This is a genomic window from Imperialibacter sp. (assembly GCF_048007035.1).
In the GTDB taxonomy this organism is placed as follows: Bacteria; Bacteroidota; Bacteroidia; order Cytophagales; family Cyclobacteriaceae; genus Imperialibacter.
Map to the genome: position 1 here is coordinate 1283104 of NZ_CP180355.1, position 13450 is coordinate 1296553.

14 protein-coding genes are annotated in these 13450 nt (G+C 45.5%); 12 read left to right on the forward strand and 2 right to left on the reverse strand.

The features are described 5' to 3' along the window. Positions 1-11: 11 nt before the first annotated feature. From ACMVP2_RS05840 to ACMVP2_RS05895, 12 genes are all read left to right on the forward strand, one after another. Positions 12-1277 carry a cation:proton antiporter gene (locus ACMVP2_RS05840; protein WP_339791017.1) on the forward strand — a complete coding sequence of 422 codons (1266 nt, stop codon included), beginning with the start codon at positions 12-14 and terminating at the stop codon, positions 1275-1277. A 50-nt stretch (positions 1278-1327) separates the two neighbouring features. Beyond that, on the forward strand, positions 1328-1918 hold the full coding sequence (locus ACMVP2_RS05845; RefSeq protein ID WP_339791016.1) for an RNA polymerase sigma factor: 591 nt from the start codon (positions 1328-1330) through the stop codon (positions 1916-1918). 16 nt (positions 1919-1934) lie between these two features. Continuing rightward, entirely contained in the window at positions 1935-2174 is a 240-nt protein-coding gene (locus ACMVP2_RS05850) for a hypothetical protein (RefSeq protein ID WP_416867027.1), read from the forward strand. 137 nt (positions 2175-2311) lie between these two features. Continuing rightward, the gene (locus ACMVP2_RS05855; protein WP_339791012.1) at positions 2312-3139 is read left to right on the forward strand and encodes a mechanosensitive ion channel family protein; all 828 of its coding nucleotides are present in this window, start codon (positions 2312-2314) and stop codon (positions 3137-3139) included. 119 nt (positions 3140-3258) lie between these two features. After that, on the forward strand, positions 3259-4065 hold the full coding sequence (locus ACMVP2_RS05860) for a transporter (protein WP_416867028.1): 807 nt from the start codon (positions 3259-3261) through the stop codon (positions 4063-4065). A gap of 8 nt (positions 4066-4073) precedes the next feature. Further along, a complete protein-coding gene (locus tag ACMVP2_RS05865; protein ID WP_339791009.1) occupies positions 4074-4871 on the forward strand; it encodes a DUF481 domain-containing protein in 798 nt (265 codons plus the stop codon). Positions 4872-4977: 106 nt separating this feature from the next. Further along, positions 4978-6897, forward strand: coding sequence for a mechanosensitive ion channel domain-containing protein (locus ACMVP2_RS05870; protein ID WP_416867029.1), 1920 nt, complete (start codon positions 4978-4980; stop codon positions 6895-6897). 3 nt (positions 6898-6900) lie between these two features. Continuing rightward, complete coding sequence (locus tag ACMVP2_RS05875; protein WP_339791006.1) at positions 6901-7800, forward strand: mechanosensitive ion channel family protein; 900 nt, start codon at positions 6901-6903, stop codon at positions 7798-7800. Positions 7801-8049: 249 nt separating this feature from the next. Next, the gene (locus tag ACMVP2_RS05880; protein WP_339791004.1) at positions 8050-8928 is read left to right on the forward strand and encodes a lysophospholipid acyltransferase family protein; all 879 of its coding nucleotides are present in this window, start codon (positions 8050-8052) and stop codon (positions 8926-8928) included. 157 nt (positions 8929-9085) lie between these two features. After that, on the forward strand, positions 9086-9940 hold the full coding sequence (locus tag ACMVP2_RS05885; protein ID WP_416867030.1) for a maleylpyruvate isomerase family mycothiol-dependent enzyme: 855 nt from the start codon (positions 9086-9088) through the stop codon (positions 9938-9940). 5 nt (positions 9941-9945) lie between these two features. Beyond that, complete coding sequence (locus ACMVP2_RS05890; protein ID WP_416867031.1) at positions 9946-11124, forward strand: MFS transporter; 1179 nt, start codon at positions 9946-9948, stop codon at positions 11122-11124. 85 nt (positions 11125-11209) lie between these two features. After that, positions 11210-11956 carry a class I SAM-dependent methyltransferase gene (locus ACMVP2_RS05895; protein WP_416867032.1) on the forward strand — a complete coding sequence of 249 codons (747 nt, stop codon included), beginning with the start codon at positions 11210-11212 and terminating at the stop codon, positions 11954-11956. On the opposite strand, the gene ACMVP2_RS05900 is transcribed toward ACMVP2_RS05895, so the two are convergent. Both ACMVP2_RS05900 and ACMVP2_RS05905 read right to left on the reverse strand, forming a co-directional pair. Further along, positions 11953-12669, reverse strand: coding sequence for a DUF2490 domain-containing protein (locus ACMVP2_RS05900; protein WP_416867033.1), 717 nt, complete (start codon positions 12667-12669; stop codon positions 11953-11955). The two genes, ACMVP2_RS05895 and ACMVP2_RS05900, sit on opposite strands and share 4 nt — an antisense overlap. Positions 12670-12748: 79 nt before the next feature. Beyond that, on the reverse strand, positions 12749-13435 hold the full coding sequence (locus tag ACMVP2_RS05905) for a DUF2490 domain-containing protein (protein WP_339790994.1): 687 nt from the start codon (positions 13433-13435) through the stop codon (positions 12749-12751). Between the last annotated feature and the right edge of the window lie 15 nt (positions 13436-13450).

The following is a 13450-nucleotide window of genomic DNA, read 5'->3' on the forward strand; positions in this document are numbered from 1 at the left end:
AACGCCTTGATATGGATATACTAAATGCCTACAGTGAAACGATTGCCATTTCATTGATAATAATTTTGTCCTACTTTTTTAATCAGTTTTCCAAGAAAACCAATATTCCGAGCGTGCTCCTCTTAATTGCACTTGGAGTAGGGGTTCAGCAGCTCCTGGCTTATTACCAAATCAATCTCGCAGGCGGCATCATGGAAGCATTGGAGCTTTTGGGAGTAGTAGGGCTTATCATGATTGTGCTCGAAGCTGCGCTTGACTTAAAACTCACTAAAAAAAAACGGCCACTGCTCATCAAGTCCTTCATTGTAGCATTGCTCTCTCTGCTAATTACCTCCCTCGGCATTGCCTATTTGTTTCAACACTTCTTCTTCGACTCGTTCTACACTTCTTTGATCTATGCCATACCGCTTTCAATCTTAAGCAGCGCCATCATTATCCCCAGCGTAGGAAATCTTTCTGACTCAAAAAAGGAGTTCATGATATATGAAAGCACCTTTTCTGACATCCTGGGTATCATGTTTTTCTATTTCCTGATAGGCAGTGCGGACACCACAACAACTTCAGAAGTGGTCTGGGAGGTTTCCAGCAGTATCCTGATCACCATAGCCCTTTCTATTATTATCAGCTACTCACTGGTGCTTCTCCTGCAAAAGCTTACAACAAAGGTCAAACTGTTCTTCCTCATAGCAGTTTTGGTGCTCCTATATTCCACCGGAAAAATGTTTCATCTCTCCTCGCTTCTCATCATCATGGTATTCGGCCTTGTGCTGAGCAATCACACTATTTTCTTTAGGGGCAAACTGAAAAAACTAATCGATGAAACTGCCCTGAAACACATACTAGAAGACTTCCATGTGGTGACAATGGAGTCGGCCTTTGTGGTACGAACCTTCTTCTTCGTAATTTTTGGCATGACGCTAGATTTTTCAGGTCTCACCGAAGTGTCTTCCCTTATTATATCACTTGCTATACTTGTGTTAACTTACGTTGTCAGATATATCCTGCTCAAATCAGTTGTCATCAAAAACATTAGCCCACAGCTATGGATAGCGCCCAGGGGGCTGATTACTGTTCTGCTCTTTTTCTCCATACCGGCCGAATATCAGAACAGTGTCTTTAGTGATGCTATTCTCCTCATAGTCATCATTGCCACCAGTGTAACAATGACTATGGGGCTGGTATTCAAAAAAGAAGATTTCGATGAAAAGGAAGAACTCGAGTTCAGCAACTGGGAAAAGTTGGACAGTGAGATCGAAGAGCTTTCGAAAACCAAATAGGGTCTGCGCCCATCATGAACCACGGAGGTCAAATGGCAAACAATCATTAAATGAGTGGAAATGTGCTAACCGTACTTGATTTAAAGAATGTGCCCGATGAAATCGTGGTAGAGAAGATACTGTCTACCCGCAACTCCAAGTTATTTGAGGTCATTTATGATCGGTATGCGGACAGAATTTACAATAAATGCATCAGCTTTTCACACGATCCGACTATTGCTGAAGATCTTACCCACGAAGTTTTGGTTAAAATCTACATGAAGTTGGCAACTTTCAATCACAAATCGAGCTTTTCTACCTGGATGTACTCCATAACATACAATCATTGTGCTGATTTTTACAAAAGACAGACAAGACAACGGGAAGAAAAGGAGTCTCTTACGGTTGAGCTCAGAGAGCTTGCCAGTCCGTCGGACGAGGAGTTGTTTGAGATCAAGATAAACCGGTTAAGTACTCTCCTCAATAAGTTAGAACCCGAGGAGAGAATGATACTATTGATGAAGTATCGGGATGACGTCTCGATTAAGGAACTTTCGAGGATACTTGAGCTGAACGACAGCGCAGTGAAAATGCGCTTAAGCCGTGCAAGGCAAAAAATCATTGACCTCAACAAAGCATTGTTTTCTGAGAATATTTACTAGCAAGCGAACACTACAGATGTCCAACAATAAATCAAATAATCCATTTAAGGAACTCGCAAACAAGGAAGAGGCTCCCGCAAAACTTAAGCAAAAAGTAATGCACAGCATCCAGTTAGCGGAAACCTTGAAGGATTTCGCAGAATTGTTTACGGTAAACATGGTTACCACTGCAGCAAAGTTGATTGATAATCAATCGGCTGAAAGTAAAAAAGACGGCAATAAAAGTGACCAGCAGGAGAAACCCGAGTCTCAATAGAGAACAAAAACCAATTACTATCACTTGCCCCACTTGCCGATGCCTGAATTTGTAAAACTGCAGCCCTTGGCAGCAGGTCTTTCATTGCAGCTTCCCGCATTTTGCTAAGTCAGGCAATTAACCAAACCGTTTTTATCATGGAAAAGATTACAGACTGGACACAAATCGCCCTCGGGTCGTTGCTGGCACTAAGCCAAAAGCTAATGACTGAATTACCCCGGATTTTTGGGGCCATCCTTCTCATTATCATTGGGTGGGCCATTGCAAAAATTGTTTCATTTGCAATCAAGAAAGCGCTTACAGCTATCAAATTTGACAAGCTGACAGAGAAAATCAATGCTGATGAAATGCTGGCAAAGGCTAAAATCAACATTACCCCTTCTGCTGTTGTATCCAAATTCGTTTACTGGATTATCCTTCTGCTGTTCTTTGTTACGGCTTCCGATACGTTGGGCTGGATTGTCGTTTCGCAGTCTATTGGAGATTTGATAGCCTATCTGCCTAAGCTTTTCAGCGCCATTATCATCTTCCTTATTGGGTTATACATCGCCAATTTTATTCGCAAAGGACTCAAAGGAATTTTTGATTCGTTCTCCGTTGCATCAGGCAGTATCGTCAGCAGCTTCGCCTTCTACGTCATCCTCGTTATTGTTACTCTCACCGCACTTAGCCAGGCCGGGATTGACACTACCATTATCACTTCAAACGTAACTTTAATCCTCGGAGGCATCATGTTGTCATTTGCGCTCTCCTTTGGGCTTGGTTCAAGAGATGTACTTGCCAATATTCTTTCCTCATATTACACAAAAAATAATTTTGAAGCCGGACAAAAGATTCGCATCGGAACCAGCGAAGGAGAGATTGAAAAAATAGACAACATCTCCTGTGTGTTGAAAACAAAAACTGGAAAAGTAGTTATTCCTGTCAAAAGGCTTATTAGTGAAGAAGTTGTTATTGCAGGTTAAGTAAAGAAAGAAACAACACATCAGCTATGACTCTTTGATGCTTTCTAGCCTGTATTCAAAATATGTATCATTTGATCAGGTTTTGTATTAACGTTGCATCAAATCGTAGCTTTGTAACTATGCAAACAACTATTAAAGTAAGAGTAAGTGCCCAGCTAAAATTAGCCTTTCTCATTGCGCTGCTTGCAGGCCTTTCATCCAACAAGGCCTTCTCGCAGTACAACCCTACCATTCGAAGTGCCAGGCCAGGTCAGTCGGTTGGACCTTTTACCACCGGGAAAAATGTTTTTCAGGTGCAAACCGGAGGTACATACAACGGTTACTCGTTAGACAATACTGACCTCACCGGCACTAACTACACCTATCTGGCGTCATTGCGGTATGGCATTCTTGAAAAGCTTGAGATCAGGTCCGCTTTTGCTTTCCGACATGACAAAACGAGTGTCTCAGATATGACAGCAGGCGGCTTGGGCATGTGGAATGCAGGCATCCGGTACAATATTCTTGACGGTCACGGAGAAAAGCCCTCCCTTGGCATCCAGGCTGACGCCCGATTTACTGCTGTGGATGAGGACTACAAAGCGGCCAACCTCGCTCCGAGAATCATGCTTATTCATGGGCAGAGGCTCACCGACAAACTGGGGCTTACCACCAACTGGGCTGTGGCATGGACGGGCAACAATACTGATCCGGCCTTCAACTACACAGTGAATCTTTCTTTCCCTCTTACTGAAAAGGTGGGGAGCTTTATTGAAAACTATGGCACCATATTCAATGGTGATTTCGACAACAGGTGGGATACTGGTCTATCCTATCTTGTCAACAACGATTTCCTTCTCGACATGTCCGTCGGGTATGGGAAAAATGACGGCGTCAGCGATTGGTTTGTTGATGCAGGCGTGTCATGGCGAATCAAATTCAAATAAATCCAGCATTGGGAATCAAACACCTTTTCTTTTTTGCACTGGCGGCACTGTCATTTGCAACAGCAAGGGGACAAATGTTATTTCCTGAAAGTTACGCCATCATCCTCGACACTACCCGCCATTTTAAAGGATCGGTAGCCCCGTCGGTTCAACTCCGAAGGCAGAAGAACAACTATACGGAAATTTCAAATACGGCCGACCTGGTATACAGATTCAAAAGTCATGCAATTACCGTTGCCAACAAGTTTGAACTAACCAAAGACGGCGACGATGTAGTGCTCAGCGGGGGCTTCATTTATGCCAGGTATAAAACCTTCTACGACAATCCTCTGATAATGGAGTACTACGCACAATACCATTGGGCCGACGTGAGGGGACTTCAGGAAAAGTATGCCGCCGGTGCCAATGTGCGGTATAAATTTTACAAGAACGTTAAAGGAGGCTTGTTTGCCGGAGCGGGCCCGTTTTTAGAAAGGGAAAAGTGGAACTTTGAAGGTGTCAGAGATGATGATTTGCCACCCGACACTTCCCCTGTTAAAACTGATGCGCTCAAGTTCAACCTATATATAAGTTCGATAAGATGTATCACTGAAAAAATTGAAATCCAGAATGCCGTTTATCTGCAAAATAAGTTCACAGATGCTTTCAACCAACCCCGGTTGGCCGCCAGTCTTGGTGTTCTATTATCGATAACTGAGTATATTGGGGTAGGCTTTCAGTTTCAAACCATCTATGACTATCGACCCATCGTTCCAATTGATAAGTTTTATTACAATACTTTTACCCAATTAGAAATTACCTTCTAGCCCTGATTTCTAAGGTAATTGTTTACTCCGGAAATTGCTGGATGCGCTCTCCACTTAACTGAGCGTCCTGATTTGGAACAACATTAAAAAATTTAACGCAACTGATATGAAACTCAAATTGTGCCTGGTACTTGCGATGTCTTTGTGTATCCTGCTTCAGGCCAACTGTAGACAGGCCGATTCACTCACAACCAAACCTGACTCACTGCTAAAAGCAGAGCGAGAGCAATTTGTACGTGACTCAATAGCCAATCAACTGGAAGAATACACTAACCAGGTAAGGCGAAGTGAGCAAAAAAGAATTGACGATTCGGTAAAAAAGGCCGAGCTTCTTCAACAGATCACCCTGCTAAAGGAAAATGATAAGCTGAAACAAGCTGACCTGCTTAGGCAAATCCGCTCTATTGAACAGCAGGACTCGATTAGAAAGGCAGAGCAGCTTCAAAGAATCGGCCAACTGAAGGAAAAGGCCACCGGCTACCCTGTAGCACCTTTTAATGACACTCTTTTCATGGTCTTCACCAAGCTCGGCCCGGTGATGCCCAGGGAAAGAGCGATCAACATCAGCCGGAAGATAGAACTGCTTTATGACGACGACAGCTTTGAACCCGACTCCCTTTTCGTTACCCTGAACGAATCAACAGCCGATATCACTTTTGGTGAAATGATATTGATGAGCGTCACTGATACCGACGCACTTTGGATGGGAAAAGAAAAGGATAAACTGGCCAATGAGTATGCTGCATCCATTTCGCAGGCTATTTCTACTGAGAGGGATAACAACAATTGGAAGAACATCTTGCTCCGCATCTTTCTTACGGCCCTCATCTTAGCCGGCACATTTGGCATCATCTACCTGTTGAACAAGCTCTTCCGACAGCTCAACTTGTGGCTTATCAAAAACAGCGACTCACTGTTTCATGGCTTGAAGTTTAGAGACTATGAATTCCTGCCACCGAAAAGGGAGCTCGATCTTTCGCTTCAGCTTGGCGTCCTGCTCAAATGGGCCGTGTTTGGCATTATCATGTATTTCTCATTGCCACTGCTTTTCAGCGTATTTCCTTTTACCAGAGGCTGGGCAACGACACTTTTCAGCTGGGTTTGGGAACCTGCCAAAAGCATCATAATGTCGGTACTCAGGTACCTGCCAAATATATTCTCGATTGCTGTGATTTATATGGCCACCCAATATTCCATCAAGTTTATCAAATTCCTGGCGATGGAAATTGAGGCTGAAAGGCTCAAATTCACCGGTTTCTACGCCGACTGGGCAATGCCTACTTTCAACATCATCAAGGTGTTGCTCTACGCCTTTATGTTTGTGGTTATTTTCCCTTACCTGCCTGGTTCCGACTCTAAAATCTTTCAGGGGGTTTCTGTTTTTCTTGGTGTGCTGTTTTCGCTTGGCTCCTCCACTGCCATTGCCAATGCTGTTGCAGGCCTTGTGATCACCTACATGCGTCCGTTCAAAGTAGGGGATCGGGTAAAAATTGATGACATTGTAGGAGACGTGGTGGAAAAATCCCTGCTTGTTACCCGAATACGCACACCAAAAAATGAAGACATTACCGTTCCCAATGCCTCGATACTTGGAGGTAAAACTGTTAACTATACCTCCTCCAGCAAGCAGCTCGGGCTTATTCTTCATACTACGGTAACAATTGGATACGACGTGCCCTGGAAACAGGTACATGAATTACTGATTGCAGCTGCACTGGCCACCGATGGCATCAATAATGATCATCCGCCTTTTGTGCTGCAAACCAGTTTGGATGACTATTATGTGTCTTATCAGCTCAATGCCTATACCTCCGAGCCCAATAAAATGCCAAGGACTTACTCTGACCTGCACCAGAATATTCAGGATAAGTTCAATGCAGGTGGAGTCGAAATATTGTCGCCACACTACCGTGCACTTAGAGACGGTAATATGGTAACTACTCCGGCTGACTATCTGCCAAAAGACTATCAGGCACCGGCGTTCAATGTGAATAGTAAGCAGAGCAGCCCACCAACTAAAAAGTAAGCCATGGAAGATTTCGTGAAAGAATACCTCTACAATCCCACCGTCGGCAAATTGGTCACGGTGTTTATCGGCATCGCAGTTATTTGGGCCATAACTCAATTCATAGGGAAAACTTTTTCCGGAAAAATTGAAGACACTAAAATAAGGTACAAATCGAAAAAGGCCATTTCGTTTTTCGGATACTTTCTGGTAGTAGTGCTGATCACGGTCGTTTTCAGCGATAAGCTGGGCGGGTTTACGGTGGCGCTTGGCGTGGCCGGTGCAGGCATAGCATTTGCACTACAGGAAGTCATCGCCAGCGTTGCAGGTTGGATGGCCATTGTCTTCGGTGGCTTTTACAAAACCGGAGACCGGGTACAACTGGGAGGTATAAAAGGAGACGTCATTGATATTGGTGTTTTGCGAACTACACTGATGGAAATAGGCCAGTGGGTAAATGGAGACCTCTACAATGGTCGAATTGTGAGAATTGCCAATAGCTTCGTCTTCAAAGAGCCAGTTTTTAACTACTCTACCGACTTTCCCTTTCTTTGGGACGAGATCAAACTGCCCGTTCAGTTTGGTAGTGACTATCAAGAGATGAAAAATATGCTAAACAAGGTAGCAGCCGACATTGTGGGGAATTATACGTCAAACGCCCATCAAGAATGGGCCGGAATGGTGAAAAAGTACATGATAGAAGATGCTTCTACAGAGCCAACGGTCACCCTTGCTGCTAACGATAATTGGGTGGAGTTTACCCTTAGATATACCGTCGATTACAAAAAAAGGAGGAGTACCAAGGACTTGCTCTTTACAAGAATTCTGGATGAAGTAGATAAAAGCAAAGGCAAAATCAAGTTTGCTTCCGCTACCTTCCAGCTGGTAGAAGGTTCGCATATAAGAGTGGCGCTGGACAAATAGCATTACCATGCGATCAGCGGCATTTACCTGTGATGGCGCAAAAAGACAGGTTTAAAACCGGGGCAAGCGCATTTAAAACAAATTAGATAAATTATTTTCAAAGCTGTTTTTCCACCCCGTTCCACGTCGGCAGCCCTAAAGGGTGAAACAGCGTGTGCCCGTGGTTCAACTGATATTGCTATCTTTCGGATTCGGCCTGCGCCAACCGGTGCCGGTTGATCAGGATCAACTAACCACCTAAGCCTACTTATGTTTACCTTGTTCTACTACTGCTTTATCAAGCCGGTTTCTCTATTGCCCTCCTGGTTGCTTTATGGCATTTCGGACTCCCTTTCGTTTATCCTGTTCTATGGCGGATTCTACAGAAAATCAATCGTCATCAAACAAATAACCGCCTCGTTCCCTGAAAAGTCGTCTGACGAGGTGCTGGAAATTACCCGTAAATTCTATTCGCACTTTTGTGACCTGATGGTGGAATCTTTAATGATTTTCAGCATATCCAGGGAGGAGGCCATTCGAAGGTGCACAATTTCCGGCGAGCAGGTATTCAAAGACCTTTTTGCAGAAAACAAGAATATCATCATCGCCGGGGGGCACTACAACAACTGGGAAATGTTGGCTGTGGCCATCGACGAGCAAATTCCACATCAGGCCATGGCGCTGTACACGCCTCTTGCTAATAAGGGATTTGATCGGCTAATGAGAAACTCCAGAGGCAAATACGGCCTACAGCTATATCCGAAGAAACGATTTTGGGAGATTTTTGAAGCCAAAGACGGGCCGCTCTTTGCTGCCGTGTTTGGTGCCGACCAGTTCCCCACAAAGAGTAAGAATGTTTTTTGGACCACTTTCCTCAACCAGGAAACCTGCGTGGCTTTCGGAACCGAAAAATATGCGGTAGAACAAGACTGTGCTGTCGTCTTTGGCCGGATCATCAAAGTCAAAAGAGGATGCTACCAAATGGACTTCGAATTGATTACGAAGGACGCTACAAAAGAACCCTTTGGCGCCATCACAAAAAAGCACGTGGCGCTGCTGGAAGCCGACATACAAAAACATCCCGAGTATTGGTTATGGACGCATAGGCGGTGGAAGAGAAAAAGATCACCAGAGCAGGCACTACACTAACCTGCTTGAGCAATAATGGCAGTGTGGCATCAGCCAACAATGACAACTGGCGTTAGAGAAAACGGCTTCGTTTATCTCAAATAATTTCGTAATCTTCAGCCAGGAGATAACTAGAAACAAAGAATAAAAAAGGAGCCCGTCATAACCTCACACCAAAATGTCAGCAAGAAATACGTCACCTAAAGCTCCCCCCATTAAGGTGGCCCATTTGTTTCGTCCACTCGACGAAGCGCTGATGGAGTTGCTGGCTTCATTGAATGACGATGACTGGCAAAAGCCAACGCCTGCGAAGTACTGGAAGGTGAAGGATGTCGCTGCCCATTTGCTGGACGGTAATTTGAGAACTTTGTCTATCCAACGTGATGGCTACTTTGGCGAAGCGCCTCCTCCGATAAAAGCTTATGAAGACCTTGTCGGCTGGCTCAATCAGCTCAATGCCGATTGGGTGAAGGCCAGCAAAAGACTGAGCCCGAATGTTCTTCGAATACTTCATCGGGCAACGGGCCCGCTGACGTCTGCCTATTATGAGTCACTGCCTTTGTGGGACGAAGCTATTTTCGCTGTGGATTGGGCGGGTGAATCGAAAAGCTACAACTGGATGCACCTGGCCCGGGAATACACTGAGAAGTGGCACCACCAACAGCAGATAAGGGAAGCTGTTGGGCAGCCTGGCATCATGACCAGGGCATTTTTCTTTCCCATGATAGCCACCTACTTCATGGCCCTGCCACATACTTTCAGAAATATAGCAGCGCCTGAAGAGACGCTGGTCACTGCTACAGTAAGCGGCCAGGTGGGTGGAGCGTGGCATTTGGAAAGACAAAATGCTAACTGGGCGCTGGTTGACAAGCCTGGCCGGGCGCCGGATGCCGCTGTGGAAATAGCCCCCGAACTAGCCTGGAAGCTATTTTCGAAAAACATCAGGCCCGATGACGTCAAAGACCGGCTTAAAGTGGAGGGTGATAAACTTCTGGCAGCTCAGGTACTCCAAATGGTGTCAGTAATGGCATAAAACACATGAGCAAAACACCACCCAAAGCCAGCGCTATTTTGCCAATCATTGTATTGGCCCAATTTGCCTGTACCTCGCTGTGGTTTGCAGGCAATGCTGTATCAAAAGACCTCGTCAATTTGTATCAGCTGGGCGACGGCACGCTGGGCCATTTAACAAGCGCTGTTCAGTTCGGCTTCATCAGCGGCACGCTGGTGTTTGCGCTCCTTGGTGTCTCGGATCGCTTCTCCCCTTCCAGGGTTTTTATGGTATGTGCGCTGCTGGGCGCAACAGCCAACCTATTGGTGCTTTTACCCGATCAGGGGCTGACCTCTTTGTTACTCATCAGGTTCGCAACGGGCTTTTTTCTGGCAGGCATTTATCCCGTGGGGATGAAAATTGCTTCCGATTATCATGAAAAAGGGCTCGGCAAGGCGTTGGGCTTTCTTGTCGGAGCCCTGGTACTTGGCACAGCCTTCCCTCATTTAATCAAGAGCATTGGGCAGGGGCTTAGCTGGCAAATCGTTTTTGTTTGCACTTCAACCATTTCGGCTCTGGGAGGCATTTTCTTGTTTCTCACTGTACCTGATGGACCATTCCGCAAACCAAGCGTTAAAATTGATTTGCTTGTTTCGTTAGAAGTCTTCAAAAAGAAAGACTTTCGAATGGCTGCTTTTGGCTACTTTGGCCACATGTGGGAGCTTTATGCATTCTGGGCCTTCGTTCCTATTGTGCTTTCACTCTACCAGGATAGCCACCCATTAACCACATTAAACGTATCCTTTCTCTCCTTTATCGTCATTGGAGCAGGTGCTTTTTCTTGTATTGCAGGCGGCTATATTTCAGCAGCACGTGGCAGTAAATCTGTTGCCCAAATGGCGCTGACTATTTCCGGCTTGTGTTGCCTTTTGTCTCCTTTTGGCTACCAGCTGCCCTTTGTTCTCTTTATAGTATTTCTCCTCATTTGGGGGACTTCTGTTGTGGCCGATTCACCACAGTTCTCAACGCTGGTCGCACAGTCGGCGCCAAAGGAAAATACAGGTACGGCCCTCACAATTGTCAACTGTATAGGCTTTTCCATAACAATTTTCAGTATTGAAGTGGTACAGTGGCTCATGCACCACGGCTCACCCAACTTAGCCCTCCTGGCCCTTGCCCCAGGCCCTGTCTTAGGCGTATTGGCTACTGTCAGGAAGAGTAAATAGATTCAATAAAATAAGGCACTGCCTTTTCTAATTGGCTTTATACACCTAAATTATAGGTTATAACCGTGGGCCAACCTACAGGCCATTGAGCATTATTATGAAAGATCGATTTTCCGACAAAGCCAGCGGCTATGCCGCCTTTAGGCCCAAATACCCTGAGACTCTTTTCAATCATCTCTACACACATACAAAGGCTTTCGATGCTGCCTGGGATGCTGGCACAGGCAATGGGCAGGTGGCAGCAGTGTTGGCAGGTAAATTTAACAGGGTGTATGCCACCGATATTAGCATAAAACAACTGATGAAGGTGCCAAATATGGCCAATCTGAGCAGTTTTGTGGCAGACGAAGCAGCTCCACAAATTTCGGACACCTCTATCGATTTGATCACTGTAGCGCAGGCCATTCACTGGTTTCAGGTAGATAAATTCTGTGATGAGGTAACCAGAGTAGCCAACCCTGGGGCTTTGCTGGCCGTTTGGGGGTATGGACTGATGCAGTTGCCTCCTGCCTATCAGCCCGCTGTCGATCATTTCTACAGCAAGGTAGTTGGGCCCTATTGGGATGCTGAAAGAAAACACATCGACAATAGCTATGCCGGCATCTCTATTCCTTTTAAGGAACTGAAGCCCTCCGAACACTTTGAGATGACCTACAAATGGAATACAGAAAACCTGGAAGGATACCTCAACACCTGGTCGTCGGTGGGCAACTACATCAAAGAAAACAGCGACAACCCGGTCACTCCCTTTATCAAAGAACTGAAAACCAAAGGCCTGCCAGAGAGCTTTCCTGTGTCCTTTCCGCTTTTTATTCGCCTTTTCAGGCTTTAAAATGGGTTGATGGTGTAGATGAACTTCAGCTGGATGATGTGGTCGGTAAAATAAAACTGTTCGGCCTTCAACGTTCTGCCCCATTGCAGCATGTAGTAGGCATCTACCCTTATGGCCGGAGAAAGGCTATTGCTTACTCCGAAATAGAGCCGCTCTGTATTAAAGAACTGGTCGCCCAAATGGCCTGAGTTGGTCGTCAAAAAAGGTTCGTACTGAAGTGCCATCTGAGCACTTTTTCCGTTGGCATCTTTTTCCTTCAAAGGATAGTTTAGCCCCAACCTGTAACGAAGTCGCAGATTTTGGTAGTTGTCGGCACCTTTCTGATAAAACATCCTTTCTTCAGCTCTGAAATAGTGCTGCAAGTCCACTTTCCAAAACAAATGATGTGTGTACTGCACACCAGCCCAATACCGAATTTCATTTCTCGGCTCAAGGTCATGATCTTTTAGCCGGAACCATCCAACACCTCCGAGCACTGTTACTCTCTTCGAGATAGTATGGCTGAAGCCTGGCCTTAAAACAGTTTGTCTCCAGCCAATGTCGTTGAGCCTGGTTCGATAGTATATATCGCTGGACAGTCTGGTTTTGGCGCAAAGGTTGTAATTGATAGTAGGGTCTAACCAAAGTTGAAAGTTGGTATTGTTTTGGGAAGACTGAGCACTAACAAACCGTAGGTTTGCTAGCAATAGGGCGGCAAAAAGGTAGAATCGCATCGAACGATAAATTTGATGCAAGTAGGCAAATAGCAATGATTATTTAAGCAGGTTTTTGAAAAAATAGCCATCAACAGATCTAAATGGTATAAGCCAGCTTAAGGAAGGCAATATCGTAAGAGTGATGATACCGTTCTTTTCTGCTGCCCTTAAAGCCCTGGCTTATATAGTTCAAATCTACCCTCCACTTGCTGTTGAGTTTTGCTCCCAGGCCATAGTAGTACCTATGTGTATAGGCATAAAGGTCATCGAACGGAGTGTTAAGGAGAACAAGCGGCTCAAACCCAAGGGAAAATGACAACACACCGCTCCCTTCAGCCCAATGGGCCACAGGCATTCCTCCACCGATTTTGTACCTGAACCGTGTGACATAGGGCGAATTCAACCCTTGAAAGATGACTCTCTGCTCCAACCTGAGGTAGTGGGTAAACTCCCAGGGGCCAATCTTCGGCCACCGGGCCTGCACGCCTTCCCAAACTCGGAATTCACTATGGTTCTCTGCTGTGGTAAAATCAACAAAGTAGTACCCTGTGCCCATCACCAGTGATACTTTGGGCCGGGCATTGTAGCTCACCACCTCCCGTAACACATAGCCCTGCCAGCCATTTTTTGCTAGCTGGTACCTGCCGAAAGCGTCGGTTGTGAACCTCCATTTTGGAGTCGGATTATATATGAGGGAGAACTGAGACCACAACTGACCGGTCTGTGCATGCCCGGTCTGACAAGCAACCAGCAAAATAAAAAGTACAAATCCCTTGAGCTTCAATTGGAATGGTTGGTT

Coding starts and splice junctions, on each gene's coding strand:
- ACMVP2_RS05840 (WP_339791017.1), top strand. CDS start 12: ATGGATATACTAAATGCCTACAGTGAAACGATTGCCATTTCATTGATA.
- ACMVP2_RS05845 (WP_339791016.1), top strand. CDS start 1,328: ATGAGTGGAAATGTGCTAACCGTACTTGATTTAAAGAATGTGCCCGAT.
- ACMVP2_RS05850 (WP_416867027.1), top strand. CDS start 1,935: ATGTCCAACAATAAATCAAATAATCCATTTAAGGAACTCGCAAACAAG.
- ACMVP2_RS05855 (WP_339791012.1), top strand. CDS start 2,312: ATGGAAAAGATTACAGACTGGACACAAATCGCCCTCGGGTCGTTGCTG.
- ACMVP2_RS05860 (WP_416867028.1), top strand. CDS start 3,259: ATGCAAACAACTATTAAAGTAAGAGTAAGTGCCCAGCTAAAATTAGCC.
- ACMVP2_RS05870 (WP_416867029.1), top strand. CDS start 4,978: ATGAAACTCAAATTGTGCCTGGTACTTGCGATGTCTTTGTGTATCCTG.
- ACMVP2_RS05875 (WP_339791006.1), top strand. CDS start 6,901: ATGGAAGATTTCGTGAAAGAATACCTCTACAATCCCACCGTCGGCAAA.
- ACMVP2_RS05880 (WP_339791004.1), top strand. CDS start 8,050: ATGTTTACCTTGTTCTACTACTGCTTTATCAAGCCGGTTTCTCTATTG.
- ACMVP2_RS05885 (WP_416867030.1), top strand. CDS start 9,086: ATGTCAGCAAGAAATACGTCACCTAAAGCTCCCCCCATTAAGGTGGCC.
- ACMVP2_RS05890 (WP_416867031.1), top strand. CDS start 9,946: ATGAGCAAAACACCACCCAAAGCCAGCGCTATTTTGCCAATCATTGTA.
- ACMVP2_RS05900 (WP_416867033.1), bottom strand. CDS start 12,669: ATGCGATTCTACCTTTTTGCCGCCCTATTGCTAGCAAACCTACGGTTT.